Source organism: Streptomyces sp. NPDC057654 (assembly GCF_042800135.1).
Lineage (GTDB): Bacteria > Actinomycetota > Actinomycetes > Streptomycetales > Streptomycetaceae > Streptomyces.
Genome location: NZ_JBHVHQ010000155.1, coordinates 1 through 13,023 on the forward strand (window position 1 = coordinate 1; position 13,023 = coordinate 13,023).

Consider the following 13,023-nt stretch of genomic DNA (forward strand, 5'->3'; position numbering starts at 1 on the left):
CGGGGCCGCGCCGCGCCCCCCCCCCCGGCCCCCCCGGTGCCCCCCGCCGCCCGCGCGGGGGCCCCCGCGGCCCCGGCCGGGGCCCCCGCGCCCCCCGCCGCGAAGACCTCCGGGTGGGAGGTCGAGCGCAGCGTCGAATCGACCGTGAGCAGACCGCGGCCGTCGACCGCGAACCCGGCGTCGCGCGCCAGGCCGGACACCCGGAATCCGGCCGCCCACACGACGGCGTCGGCCGGGATCTCGTCGCCGTCGGCGAGGACCAGGCCGTGCGCGGCGACTTCGGCGATACGGGCGTGCTCACGCAGCGTGACGCCGTGCCGGTCCAGGGCGCCGCGGAGGTAGCCGCGACCGCGCTGCGAGAGTCCGGCGCCGAGTTCGCCCGCGGTGATCAGCTGCACTTTGAGCCCCGGATGCGCCTCGGCCAGTTCGGCGGCCGCCTCGATTCCGGTCAGCCCCGCCCCCGCCACGGCCAGCGAACCCGTCGCCCCGGCCGTGCGCTCGCGCAGGCGGAGGGCGTCCTGATAGGTGGCGACCGCCGACGCGTGGGCGGCGGCCCCGGGGACGGCGGCGGTGTCGGCCGCGCTGCCCAGTGCGTAGACGAGGGTGTCGTACCCGAGGGCGTACGGGGCGGAGTCGAGCCGGACCGTACGGGCGGCGGCGTCGACGGAGGTCACGCGGGCGACGACCAGCTCGATGCCCGTACCGGCGAGGAGCCGGCCGAGCGGCAGGTCCCTGAGCGGCTGCCCGGCGGCGAGCTGGTGCAGCCGCACCCGCTCGACGAAATGGCCGACGGAGTTGACCAGCGTGACGCGCACGCCGCCCCGGCCGCGCAGCCTGCGGGCCGCGCCTTTGGCGGCGGACAGTCCGGCGTACCCGGCTCCCAGGACCACGATGTGATGTGTCATGCCTCCTGAACCGGCGGGCCGGCCGATTCGTGACAGCTCGCACGGCGGGTCCGGCAGGCCGGACCCGCGTGAAGCGGATCATGCAAGCTGGCGGGCGGCGAAGGCGAGTTTGTCGGGGTTGATGACCGTACGGACCGCGCTGACCCGGCCCTCGCTGATCTCCGGCACGACGATGGCGAGCAGTTCCGGCCCCACGAGGACGACGGCCGCCGGAGCGCCGTTCACCTCGGCGAACTCGGCCCTGACCCGCTCCGCCTCGGGCCGGTGGCCCAGGCCCAGCAGGTAGCGGAGCACCTTATCGCGCCCGGTGATCGGCCGGCGGGCCGCGGAGACCTGGCCGCCGCCGTCGGCCCAGGCGGTCACGTCCTCGGCGAGCATCCGCTCAAGACCGGCCACGTCGCCTTCGAGGGCAGCGGCGAAGAATCGCTCGACGATCTTCCGGCGCTGTCCGTCGTCGACGTCGAAGTGGCGTCGCGGGTGGCCGAGCCGCTCCCGGGCCCGGCGGTGCAGCTGGCGCGAGTGGGCCTCCTCGATGCCGACGGCTTCGGCGACCTCGCGGTGGCTGTGCCCGAACGCCTCGCGCAGGACGAACACGGCGCGCTCGGCCGGAGTGAGCCGTTCCATCAGCGTGAGCAGCGCGAACGAGACGGATTCGCGCTGTTCGGCGCTCTCCATCGGCCCGAGCGGGCCGGGCGGACCGGTCGCGGTGTGCGTGAGAACCGGCTCGGGGAGCCAGGGCCCGGCGTACACCTCCCGCCGGGCGCGGGCGGAGGTGAGGTGGTTGATGCAGAGGTTCGTCATGACCTTGGTCAGCCAGGCGGCCGGGGTGCGGACGGCGGAGCGGTCGGCCGCGCTCCACCGCAGATACGTGTCCTGCACGATGTCCTCGGCCTCACTCGCCGAACCGAGCATCCGGTACGCGAGCGCGAACAGCCGGGGCCGGTGCGACTCGAACTCCGCGACAGCTTCCGTGGTCATGTCCGTAGCCTGCCAGGCGCGCCGGGCGGCCGGGGGCCGGGTGCGGGCGCCCACCGCGAGTCGGGCCCGTACGCCGTGGGGCCCGTACGCCGTGGGGCCGCCCTCATTGACGAAACCACCCACAGGAAACTAGTTTCCTCTCAGGAAACGGATTCCGCCGGAGCAACTACCGCCCCGAGGAGGCACCATGTCATCAACATCGTCGTCGCAAGCCGGACCCGACGGCCCCCACCCCCGCCCCACGGCGGACGAAGCGGCCCGCGCGCTGCGGGACATCGAGCGGCGCCGGGACCAGGCGCGCGGCGCGGCGACCAACGCGCGGTGGGTGTACGCGGTGGCCGGGCTCGTCTTCTTCGCGCTCCTGGCGGCCCCCGACTTCCTCGGCCGGACGGCGGCCGACTGGACCCCGGCGGTCTTCGGGCCGCTCACCGTCGGCTATCTCGTCATGCTCAACACCCCCGGCGGCGCGGCCCTGCTGGGCCAGCCCGTCCGCGCGCGTAAGCAGGAGATCTCCAAAACCTTCCGCCGGTACGCGCTGCTCACCCTGTTCGCCATCGTGCTGGCCGGTTTCGCCCTCCAACTGCTGCAACCGGAGTGGCACCTCCACCTCCCGTACTGGCGGACCGCGGCAGGCGCGGTGCTCGGCGCGGTGCTGGCCCTGTTCGGGCCGCGCCTCCAGCGGGCGCTGCTCGCGGTCGCCGTGCGCGGCGGTCGTCGCCCGGGAGAGAGCGCCGTCGATGGCACACGCTGACTTCGACCCCGTGCTCCTCGACCCCACCCGGCTGACGATCGTCTCGCTGCTCGCGAGCGCCCAGTGGGCCGAGTTCGGGTGGGTGAGGGAGACGGCGGGGCTGTCCCCGTCGGCCCTCTCCAAGCAGGTCAGTACGCTGGAGTCGCATGGGTACGTCGAGGTGCGCAAGGGGTACGTCGGCAAGCGCCCCCGCACCTGGGTGAACCTCAGCGACGGCGGACGGGCGGCGCTGGAGGCGCACGCCGCGGCCCTGCAACGGATCGTCGAGGAGTCACGGCGCACGGCGGGCGGGGACGGCGGCTGAGCGCGCGACCGCGAGGAAGCCGCGGAAATCGTGGACAGAAGGAAGGGCACGCACCCATGCGCACGCTGTACGTCGTCACCCATCCCGAAGCGACCCACCACGTGGAGGGCGTCGTCGGCGGATGGCACAACTCGCGGCTGACGCCCGCCGGCGTCCGGGCAGCGGTCTCCATCGCCGAGGCCCTGCGGTCCCGGATCCCGGACGGCGCGGAGGTGGAGCTGTACGCGTCGGATCTGCGGCGCACGGTGCGTACGGCCGAGGAGGTGGGCCGGCTGTTCGGCGTCCGACCGTCCCTGGACGACAGACTGCGGGAGAAGTCCTACGGCGAGGCGGGCGGAAAACCGCAGTCCTGGCTGGACCAGCGGTTCGTCCCGCCGCCGGCCGTCGGGGAGCGGATGGAGCACGACGAGGGCGTACGGGGCGCGGAGACCAAGGCGGCGTGGGCGCGGCGCCTCTACGCGGCCATGGACGACATCCTGCGGAGCCCGGTCGCCCATCAGATCGTCGTGACGCACGGCGGCTCCCTGACGTTCGTCGTGGCGTCCTGGATCGGAATGCCGGTCGCCTCGGCGGGTTACGCCAGTTTCCGGGCCCCCTCCGGGAGCATCACCACACTCCACGAGGACGACTTCTTCCACAACCGCCAAGTCGCCCGCCTCGGCGACACCCGCCACCTCGATTCCGCCCCGGCGGGCTGACCTCGCCGTGCGAAAACGTGAGCAGCGACGGTACGGAGGCCCGGCCGGGCGAGCGCGGCCCATGCCCGTAACGCTGCTCACGTGCCTGAAGTCCGTCCTGGTGGGACGGCATGCGGGCGATGGTCATGGCCGCGAAAGCGAGTAGCGGACGACCTGAGCAATTGCTCACAATGGTGCCGCGTACTGTGGCGGAGCGGTGAACCACACCCCGCCGCGGGCGTCGTCCGACGCCGTCTCCCGCACACCCGGAGGAACCCCCATGACGCAGGTGAGCACGCGCCCCCGGCGGGTGTCCCCGGCCGAGGTCCGCGCCCGGCTCGGTGAGCCCGAGGCCATGATCAAGGCCAAGATCCAGACCCGTATCGACGATCAGTTCCGTCTCTTCATAGCCCACTCCCCCTTCATGACGATGGCCACGGCGAACGCGGCGGGGCGCGTCGACTGCTCGCCCCGCGGCGACTACCCGGGCTTCGCGAAGGTCCTCGACGAGCACACGCTCGCGATACCCGACCGGCCCGGCAACAAGCTCGCCGACTCCTTCCGCAACATCGCGGAGAACGACGGCATCGGGCTGCTCTTCCTGATCCCGGGCCTGCGGGAGTCGGTGCGCGTCAACGGCAGCGCCTACGTCACCGACGAACCCGACGTCCTCGCGCGGATGCGGACCGAGGCCAAACAGCCGGAGCTGGCGATCGTCGTCGAGGTGGAGGAGGCGTACTTCCACTGCGGGCGGGCCATCGTCCGGTCCCGTCTGTGGGACCCCGACAGCCAGGCCCTGGCCGACGAACTGCCGACGTTCGCCGAGATGGCCGTCGCGCAGGCCGACATCGACCTGGACCCGTCGCTGCTCGCAAGCGGCCTCGAAGACGCCTACCGCAAGCTCTACTGACCAGGCCGCGGCCGCAAGGGAATTCTCCGATGCAACAGACCACCATCGAGCACATAGACCGGGTCGCCGAGGGCGTCGTCGCCCTCACCCTGCGCGGCGCGACCGGCCCGCTGGAGCCCTGGGAGCCGGGCGCCCATATCGATCTGGCCCTGCCGAACTGGCTGATCCGGCAGTACTCGCTGTGCGGGGACCCGGCCGACCGGGACGCCTACCGCGTCGCCGTGCGGTACGACCCGCTGAGCAGGGGCGGTTCGGAGTACATCCACCGGTTCCTGCGCCGGGGCCGGACGCTCGACGTCTCGGCGCCCCGCAACAACTTCCCGCTCGCGCCCGCGCCCGAGTACCTGTTCCTCGCCGGGGGGATCGGCATCACCCCCCTCCTGCCCATGCTGCGGGCGGCGACCGCGGCGGGCCGGCGGGCCACGCTGGTGTACGCGGGGGCGTCGGCCGAGACCATGCCCTTCGCGGACGAACTGCTCTCCGGCTACGGCGACCGGGTGCGGATCATCGCGACGAAGCAGCAGGGCAGGCCGGACCTCGCCGCCCTCGCGGCGGACCTGGGCCCCGACGCCCTGGTCTACTGCTGCGGTCCCGCCTCCATGCTCGCCGCCGCCGAGGCCGCGTTCCCCGCCGGACAGCTGCACGCGGAGCGTTTCCAGCCGGTGCCCAAGACGTACGGCCCGGACACCGCTTTCGAGGCGGTCTGCTCCCGCTCGGGGCAGACCGTCCAGGTACCGGCCGACGAGTCCCTCCTCGACGCCCTCACCCACGCCGGCCGTCCGATCCCCTCCGGCTGCCGCGAAGGCGTCTGCGGCAGCTGCGAACTCACCGTCCTCGACGGCGAACCCGAACACCGCGACGACATCGGCGCCCCCACGGGCCGCATGTACGCCTGCGTCTCCCGCGCCCTGTCCCCCCGTCTCGTCCTCGACCTCTGACCACCCGCCGCCCCCGGCAGGCCCTCACCGCACGTCCGGGCCCCTCATGCTCCGATGACCTGGTCAGGAGTGTGCAGCCAGGTCCGCCCGCCGTCGGGACCGACGGTCATGCCGAAGGCCGAGGCCGGGGGCGCGCCGAGGGCGAGGTAGGCGCTGTAGGCCGTTTCCGTCTCCGACCACAGGTCGCGCGGGCCGTACTGCCATACGGGCTCCCCGGCGTCCGCGATGGCGCCCGAGCCGTCCTCGTCCAGCAGCCAGACGCGGTCGGTTCCGCCGGTCTCGGCGTGCACCATCGACACTCCGGGCAACGTGGCCCCCGCGTACAGGGCGAAGCCCAGGCTCAGCAGGTCGCGGGGCCCGAGGCCACTGGTGGCGGAGCGGGCTGTCGACTGGTCAACCGAACGGGCGGGGGCGGCGGGGCGGTGCGACTTCATCGGCATGTACGAGGCTCCGCCCTTGAACGGGCCGCTTGCCGTGCCGTCCTCGTGGACGCGGAGTCGGAGCACGGCGCCGCTCCAGAAGTCGCGGGCCATCGGGGCGACCAGGATGCCGCCCGGCTCGACCTGGCGTACCAGGCCGTACGGCACATGGCGCAGGGCGCAGGTGGAGAGGATGCGGTCGTACGGCGCCCTGGGGGCCCAGCCCTGTTCCCCGTCGGCTCGTACCACCGTGACACGGGGGAATCCGACGGCGGCGAGGTTCTTCTCCGCCCGCTCCGCCAGCAGCGGATCGATCTCCACGCTGACGACGCGGTCGTCACCCAGGCGCCCGGCCAGCAGGGCGGCGACGTGCCCGGTCGCGGTGCCGATCTCCAGTACGCGCTCGTGGCCCCGCAGTTCCAGGCAGCCGAGCATGGCGGCGACCATGCTCGGCTGCGAGTTGGATGATGTCGCGACGCCCGGCCCGCCCTCATGCCCGTCATCGACCTGGGTCACCACCGGCTCGTCGCTGTGGACCAGCCGCCACCACTCCCCCTCGGTGGTGACGGGCTCGCACCGCTCGGGCCCCTGCCGCCAGACGCGTTGAGGGATGAACCGATGGCGGGGCAGCCGCTCCCACACGGCGCGCCACTCCGGAGAGAGCAGGCCGCGCCCGTCCAGCAGCTCGATGAGCGCGGCGTACTCGGGGTGTACCGCGCCGGAGGCGTCCGTCGTGGTCATCCGATGGCCTTGCCCCCACCGGAGCCGCCGGAGCTGTCGGGAGACGGCGGGGTCGGCGGCGGTGTCCATGGCTTGTCGGAGGGTGGGCCGCTGTGCTTTCCGTCTTCGGTCATACGAACGCTCCTGGTCGCACCTGGGTTTGAGGATTGCACTGCCATGCTCCCCCGCCGAAGGCGCGGTGAAGCTCCGCTCACCGGAAGAGGTGAACGATCGGTCACCGTGCTGACGCATCGCCCGGAACGGCCGTCAGCCCGTCGCTCTCATGCCCCCTCGGCGAAGCGGAAGGCGGCGGTCGGAATGCCGGGGACCGCCACTCGTGCGGTGAACACCGCGCCGTCCGCCGGGCTCGGGTCCGGCAGGCCGGTGCGGGCCGTGGTGATGTACAGCGTGCGCAGGTCATCCCCGCCCAGGCACAGGCCGGCCGGCTGCCGGGCGGGGACGGGCAGCACCTGGTCGAGGGTGCCGTCGGGGCGGTAGTGGTGGACACGGGACTCGCCCCAGATCGCGCTCCATACCCCGCCCTCGGCGTCCACGGCCATGCCGTCGGGGTTTCCCGCGCGCACCGTGGCGAACTCCGCCGGCTCGTGGGCCGGTTCTCCGGTGCGCGGGTCGACGCGGCAGGTCAGGATCGTGCCGCGGGCGCTGTCCGCGAGGTACAGCACAGTGCCGTCCGCGTTGAAGGCGGGGCCGTTGGGAATGGTCAGGCCGTCGAAGACCTGGTGCACCGAGCCGTCGTGGTCCACCCGGTAGAGGCTGCCGGCGCCCTCGTCCTCCGCGTACGGCATGCTCCCCGCCCAGAACCGGCCGTGCGGGTCGGCGGTGGCGTCGTTCATGCGGATGGGGACCGGTGAGTCGTCCTCGGGGCGGCCGAGCCAGTCGAGCGCCGCAAGCCCGTCGTCCGTTCCGCCCGTACGGAACAGGCAGATGCCCGTGCCCGCTGCCGCGATCCACTGTCCGGGGCGGTCCGCGACCGGTGCCACCGCGCCCAAGGGGACGTCCAGCCGCGCCAACTCCTCCAGCGGACCGTCCCGGTGGTCGAGCGGGCCGCGCAACAGACGGCCGCTCATGATGTCCACCAGTACGGGGCCGCCCGGCAGCCAGCGGACGCCCTCGCCGAGGTCGAGCCGGTCCGACCAGACGGCCTCTGCGGTGGAAGCGAGGTTCATGCGGTGGTAGTTCCTCTCGTTCGGCACGCGCGAGCCGTACGGGTACGGGTCGTCGTACGGGCAGCATCGTACGGGCACGAAACCGCCTGGTCAGAAGGAGTCGCCGTACCAGTGGACGGCCCCCGGGGCGCGGGGCACGGCCTGTGCGTGCTCCGGCGGGGCCAGCAGCGGGCGGATCATCCCTATGTGCTCGGTACGGACCGTCGCCCCCGTCATCAAGTGGGGCAGCGCCTCCAGCACGGCAGGTCCCGGCGCGGGCCCCCGCAGTCGCGCCTCGCGCAGTCCCCCGTGCCGGGCGCGTGCGGCGACGGCCGCGAAGAGCGCCGTCAGAGCGCCGGTTTCGGTCGCCGCGTACTCGCGTACGTCCACGGCCCGCTTGCCATGCGCCGCTACCGCCCAGCCCGCCGGCCGGCCGGTGGCCGGATCCTCCGCGACCAGCCACTCGCTGAGCGGCCCATACCAGGCGGGCAGCCGCGTCCGCCAGTCGGCCTCCGTCCGGACCGTACTCAACGGGCTGGAAGAACAGGAGGGTTGGGCAAGATGCGGAAGATCGGCGGGGTGTGCGGGGCGGACCCGGTACGGGGAACGTCCCGGAGGGGTCTCGCTGAGGGAGCCCTCCCTCAGCTGGGTCGGGAAGGTCTGCCAGCCCGAGCCCGTATAGACGCCGGGTGTGCCGGTGAACAGCAGCGACCACGCGCAGGACTCCGCCCGCATCGTCGCGGCGGCCTCCTGGAGCAGCGCGCGGATCAGCCCTCGGCCGCGCGCCTCGGGGCGGGTCGCGACGCTGCCGATGCCGCCGACCCGCACGGGGACGCCCTCGGCGTCGCGGATGTCGCGGGGTACGTAGACGACGACAGCGTCGATCGTGCCGTCGTCGCTGACGGCGAGGAAGGTGTGCCGGTGGCGGTCGGGGTCCAGGGCGTATACGACGGGCAGTTGCGGGGCGGCGCCGAAGCATGCGGCCCAGAGGGCGTGCAGGGCGGGTTCGTCGGCGGGGCGCGCGGTGCGGATGAGGCTCATAGCTGGAGGTTTCCCGCGATGAGCGCGGTGTCGCCGGGTTGGGGGAAGGCGGTGCGGGTTCCGGAGAAGGAGAGGACCGCGCCGAAGGGGTCGTCGTGGGCGCCCCGTTCGATGCCCGTGGTGTGCACGGTGTGCCCGCCGAAGTCGAGGGTGATCCGCGAGCGGTGGGTGCGGTGGCGTCTGCGCAGCAGCAGATCGGTGTGGGCCTCGATCCGGTGTACGGCGGGGTCGGCGAGCATCGCGTCGAGCGCGTCGTCGGCGGGGCGCGCCGCGTCGAAGCAGCCGAACGACCTGAAGTCCAGCACTCCCTCGTGCAGGCGGATCCAGCGCCCGCGCCGAACGCTCCTGGGCGCGAGGACGGTGCCGCCGTTGGACGGCGCGCTGGACCGGGGGTCCCAGCGCAGCAGCATCCCCCCGCCGTCGCCGGGCTCGCGGTATCCGGTCACGAGGGCGGTGTCGCCGTCGGCGAGCCCGTGGCCGCCCCGGTCGAGGAGCGCGCGAACGCTGTCGTGCACCTGGGGCGTGCGGCCGGACCCCGCCGCATGGGCCGGCGCGGTCGCGAGAGCGGCGGCCCCGACGGCGAGCCCCGCGGTGGTCAGGACGCGGCGACGGGTGGTGGCATCGGGCGGGCGGTGCACAGGTTCCTCCACGGGGTGCGGGCAGTGCACGGGTCTTCTTGCGGAGGGTCAGCCGCCGGCGCGCGAACCGCCGGCGCCACCGCCGCCGATCGTGTTGCGGTACGGCGGCATCCAGCGCATCCGGGGCTGCTGGTCGGCGAGGACCCCGCCGTCCACCACGATGCGCGCGCCGGTGAGGTACGCGCCCGCGTCGGAGGCGAGGAGCAGGAGGGCGCCCACGCAGTCGTCGGGCTGGGCGTAGCGGCCGAGGGGTATGCGCTCGCGCCAGGCCGCTTCGAAGGGCTCGCGGTCGAGGGGGAATTCCCCGTCGATGGGGGTGTCGACCATGCCGGGGGCGAGGGTGTTGGCGGTGATGCCGTGCGGGGCGAGTTCGATGGCGAAGGTCTCGGTGAGCAGTTGCGCGGCGGCCTTGGACGCGTTGTAGTGCGCGAGGCCCGCCTCGGCGACGAGGGCGTTCTTCGAGGTCACGGTGATGATGCGGCCGGGTGTGCCGTCGGCGGTCATGTGCTCGGCGATGCGCTGGGTCAGGAAGAAGACCGCGTCGACGTTGACCTTCATGACCCGGCTCCAGCTCTCCGGGGTGATCTCGTTGCAGCGCTCCAGGGCGGCCGTGCCCGCGTTGTTGACGAGGATGTGTACGGGGCCGACGTCGGCGCGGACGGTGTCGGCGAGGCCGGCCAGCTGTTCGGTGTGCGCGAGGTCCTGTGCGTACGCATGGCAGCGGCGGCCGAGGGCGCGGACCTGCCCGGCGGTCTCCTCGATCCCCTCGGCGCCGGGGAGGTCGACGAGGACGAGGTCGGCCCCGGCGGCGGCGAGGCCGGTCGCGAAGGCGCGGCCGAGGCCGCGGGCCGCGCCGGTGACCAGGGCGGTGCGGCCGGTGAGGTCGAAGCGGTCGGTGCCGCGCGGGGCGGGCGGGTGGGTCACGGCGGGGTCCTCGGGGTGGGTGCGGGAGGGGCCCCGCCCGCCCGTACGACCGCACACGGGGTGCGGGAGGGGGACGGGCGAGCGGGGTGCACGGTAGGGGGAGCCTCAGTCCCCCAGGCCCAGCAGGTCGAGCGACGGCCGGTGGATGAGGGCTTCGACGGCTTCCGCGTCGAGCGGCGGGAGGCCCGGTATGCCGGGTATCGCCGCGATCTTTCGCAGGCCGTCGACCGAGTCGTTCACCGTGGTGAACGGGTAGTCGCTGCCGAACAGCAGCTTGTCCCAGACGCCGTAGTCCTGGACCAGGCGGAGGCTGTGCCAGAGCTGGAAGGGCCGGTAGTGCAGGGCGCTGATGTCGGCGTAGACGTGCGGGTGCTTGCGGATGACGGCGATGCACTCGCCCTCGAAGGGGTGGGAGAGGTGGGCGAGGACCATCCGCAGTTCGGGGTGGCGGATGGCGACGGCGTCGAGGTGGCGGGGCATCGCCCACTCCAGCGGGGCCGCGGAGACGAAGGTGGTGCCGGTGTGCACGAGCAGCGGCAGGCCGTTTCGCTCGGCGTAGGCGTACAGCTCGTCGTATTCCTCGGCGGCCGGGTCGAATCCGGCGTACATCGGCATGAGCTTGATGCCGCGCAGGCCTAGTTCCTGGTGGCCGTGGCGGAGCTCGTCCTGCCAGCCGGGCTGGGTGGGGTCGAGGGAGAGGTAGCCGATGAGCCGGTCCGGGTGCCGGGCGGTGTAGGCGGCCACGGCGGTGTCGTCGACCCACAGGCCGCTGCGGCGGGCCTTGCCGCCGACGACGATCGTGCGGGTGTCGGGCGGGCAGGAGGCCGCGTACTCCTCCCAGGTGACGGTGAGGTCGACCTCGCCCTCGTGGGCGCGCGCCGAGTCGGAGGCGAAGGGCTCGCCGAAGTCGTGGCTGTGGCGGAAGAGGTGGGAGTGGACGTCGACGATCATCGGCGGCCTCTCCTGGCGGTGTCGGCCGGGCTCATGTGCGGTTCCTCTTCTCCCAGCCTTCGCTGAACATGTTCCAGAAACGGTGGGTGGGCGGGTGCTCCTCGAAGACCTCGTCGACCAGCTCCACGCCGAGGCCGGGGGCGGTGGGCAGCGGCAGGCGGCCGTTCTCCACCGGCAGGACGCCGCGCAGCGCCTCGAAGACGTAGTCCTCCAGGAGGCCGTCGAAGGTTTCCAGGATCTTGAGGTTCGGGATGCCGAACGCCGCGTGGGCGGAGGCCGTCGTGCACAGCGGGGAGTTGGAGTTGTGCGGGGCGACGAGCATGCCGTGGGTGTCGGCGGCCGCGGCGATCTTCCGTATCTCGGTGAAGCCGCCGGCCATCGAGAGGTCGGGCTGCACGATGTCCACGGCCTCGGTCGCGAAGAGCTGCTTGTACTCGTAGCGGTTGTGGAAGTGCTCGCCGCCGGAGATCGGGAAGGCGGCCCGCTGCCGCAGTTCGCGGTAGCGCTCGATGTGGGTCCAGGGCATCGGCTCCTCGAACCAGCCGATGTCGAAGGGTTCGAGCTCGCGCAGCAGCCGGGCGGCGGTGGGCATCGCGAACCGGGCGTGCCCCTCGATGAAGAGGTCGGCGTCGGGTCCGATGGCCTCGCGCACGGCCGCCACCAGGTCGACGGAGCGGCGCAGTTCGGCCCGCTCCAGTTCGTGCAGGCCGGGGCCGAAGGGGTCGAACTTGAGGGCGCTGTACCCCTTGGCGACGGTCTCGCGGGCCTTGGCGGCGAAGGTCTCCGGGTCGCGCTCGCCGTTGTACCAGCCGTTGGCGTAGACGCGGACGGTGTCGCGGCAGGCGCCTCCGGTGAGGCGGTAGACGGGGACGCCGAGGGCTTTGCCCATGATGTCGTGCAGGGCCTGGTCGAGGCCGGAGAGCGCGACGCCGCCGACGTCCCCGCCGCGCAGGAAGTCGCCCTGGTAGAGGCGGAGCCAGATCTCCTCGGTGTCGAAGGGGTCAGCGCCCAGCAGATGGCGGCCGGCGAGGGACTCGGTGAGGGCGCACACCTCCTGGCCCCGGTAGGGGTGGGTGATCTCGCCGATGCCGGAGAGCCCCTCGTCGGTGTGCACGCGGACGTAGCCGAAGTCGCGCCACGCGGTGCCGAGCATCAGGGTCTCCACCCGGCTGACGCGGCCCGCCGGGCCGGTGGGGCGGGTGCGGTTGACGGTCAGCATCAGATCTGGGCTCCGCCCATGGTCGAGGTGTGGCTGAGGTCGCTGACGCCGCCCCCTGCTATGGCCTCCGCGACAGCGGTCTCGGTGGCTTCGAGGAGCCGGTCGACGTCCCCGTCGGTGTGGGCGTAACTGATGTGGCTGCGCTTGAGGTTGAGGGGCAGCTCGAACAGGCCGTGGTCGATGAGGCGGCGGCGGTAGCCGACGAAGAGGGACGCGTCGTTGGCCAGCAGGTCGCGGTAGGTGCGCGGCGGCGTGTCGGGGGTGAAGCCCGGCATGAAGTACGTGACGAACACGGAGCCATAGCCCGTGACGACGGCGGGCACGCCGAGGCGGGCGTAGAGCGCGGTGAGTCCGGTGCGGACGCGGTCGCCGAGCCGGAAGACGTGTTCGTGGACGGGCTCTTCGCGGAGCTTGCGGAGGGTGGCCAGGGCGGCGGCCACGACCGAGGGGTGGCCGGGGTACGGGCCGGCGAAGACGGCGGG

The 13,023-nt window shown here is 73.2% G+C and carries 14 protein-coding genes and 1 pseudogene; 5 read left to right on the forward strand and 10 right to left on the reverse strand.

Going from position 1 to position 13,023, the window contains the following annotated elements; genetic code table 11:
• Together ACFU99_RS14800 and ACFU99_RS14805 are read right to left on the reverse strand one after the other, a co-directional pair.
• On the reverse strand, positions 1-905 hold a 905-nt coding region (locus tag ACFU99_RS14800; RefSeq protein ID WP_384390997.1), incomplete at its 3' end, for an NAD(P)/FAD-dependent oxidoreductase.
• A 78-nt stretch (positions 906-983) separates the two neighbouring features.
• Positions 984-1,883: an RNA polymerase sigma-70 factor gene (locus tag ACFU99_RS14805; protein WP_384391000.1), complete on the reverse strand. Its 900-nt coding sequence runs from the start codon at positions 1,881-1,883 to the stop codon at positions 984-986.
• A 187-nt stretch (positions 1,884-2,070) separates the two neighbouring features.
• Here ACFU99_RS14805 and ACFU99_RS14810 point away from each other — a divergent pair, with 187 nt between their 5' ends.
• From ACFU99_RS14810 to ACFU99_RS14830, 5 genes are all read left to right on the forward strand, one after another.
• Positions 2,071-2,634 (forward strand): hypothetical protein, encoded by a 564-nt coding sequence (locus ACFU99_RS14810; RefSeq protein WP_384391002.1) that lies wholly within the window; start codon positions 2,071-2,073, stop codon positions 2,632-2,634.
• Complete coding sequence (locus ACFU99_RS14815; RefSeq protein WP_384391005.1) at positions 2,621-2,938, forward strand: transcriptional regulator; 318 nt, start codon at positions 2,621-2,623, stop codon at positions 2,936-2,938. Before ACFU99_RS14810 ends, ACFU99_RS14815 begins: the two co-directional genes overlap by 14 nt.
• A 56-nt stretch (positions 2,939-2,994) precedes the next feature.
• Positions 2,995-3,636, forward strand: a complete 642-nt coding sequence (locus ACFU99_RS14820) for a histidine phosphatase family protein (protein WP_384391008.1) — start codon at positions 2,995-2,997, stop codon at positions 3,634-3,636.
• A gap of 259 nt (positions 3,637-3,895) precedes the next feature.
• Positions 3,896-4,525 (forward strand): MSMEG_1061 family FMN-dependent PPOX-type flavoprotein, encoded by a 630-nt coding sequence (locus tag ACFU99_RS14825; protein ID WP_384391011.1) that lies wholly within the window; start codon positions 3,896-3,898, stop codon positions 4,523-4,525.
• 29 nt (positions 4,526-4,554) lie between these two features.
• Positions 4,555-5,463 (forward strand): PDR/VanB family oxidoreductase, encoded by a 909-nt coding sequence (locus tag ACFU99_RS14830; RefSeq protein WP_384391014.1) that lies wholly within the window; start codon positions 4,555-4,557, stop codon positions 5,461-5,463.
• Between the two features lie 44 nt (positions 5,464-5,507).
• Here the strand turns inward: ACFU99_RS14830 and ACFU99_RS14835 are convergent, their stop codons facing one another.
• From ACFU99_RS14835 to ACFU99_RS14870, 8 genes and pseudogenes are all read right to left on the reverse strand, one after another.
• Positions 5,508-6,623: a methyltransferase domain-containing protein gene (locus ACFU99_RS14835; protein WP_384391017.1), complete on the reverse strand. Its 1,116-nt coding sequence runs from the start codon at positions 6,621-6,623 to the stop codon at positions 5,508-5,510.
• Between the two features lie 260 nt (positions 6,624-6,883).
• The gene (locus tag ACFU99_RS14840; RefSeq protein ID WP_384391034.1) at positions 6,884-7,789 is read right to left on the reverse strand and encodes an SMP-30/gluconolactonase/LRE family protein; all 906 of its coding nucleotides are present in this window, start codon (positions 7,787-7,789) and stop codon (positions 6,884-6,886) included.
• Positions 7,790-7,879: 90 nt separating this feature from the next.
• Positions 7,880-8,809, reverse strand: coding sequence for a GNAT family N-acetyltransferase (locus ACFU99_RS14845; protein ID WP_384391020.1), 930 nt, complete (start codon positions 8,807-8,809; stop codon positions 7,880-7,882).
• Positions 8,806-9,447, reverse strand: a complete 642-nt coding sequence (locus tag ACFU99_RS14850) for a hypothetical protein (protein ID WP_384391023.1) — start codon at positions 9,445-9,447, stop codon at positions 8,806-8,808. Before ACFU99_RS14850 ends, ACFU99_RS14845 begins: the two co-directional genes overlap by 4 nt.
• 48 nt (positions 9,448-9,495) lie before the next feature.
• On the reverse strand, positions 9,496-10,371 hold the full coding sequence (locus ACFU99_RS14855; protein WP_384391026.1) for an SDR family NAD(P)-dependent oxidoreductase: 876 nt from the start codon (positions 10,369-10,371) through the stop codon (positions 9,496-9,498).
• 105 nt (positions 10,372-10,476) lie between these two features.
• Positions 10,477-11,322, reverse strand: coding sequence for an amidohydrolase family protein (locus ACFU99_RS14860; protein ID WP_384391029.1), 846 nt, complete (start codon positions 11,320-11,322; stop codon positions 10,477-10,479).
• Between the two features lie 31 nt (positions 11,323-11,353).
• Positions 11,354-12,541 (reverse strand): mandelate racemase/muconate lactonizing enzyme family protein, encoded by a 1,188-nt coding sequence (locus ACFU99_RS14865; protein ID WP_384391031.1) that lies wholly within the window; start codon positions 12,539-12,541, stop codon positions 11,354-11,356.
• A pseudogene (locus ACFU99_RS14870) lies at positions 12,541-13,023 on the reverse strand (aspartate aminotransferase family protein); the annotation flags it as partial. The gene ACFU99_RS14865 and the pseudogene ACFU99_RS14870, both read right to left, overlap by 1 nt.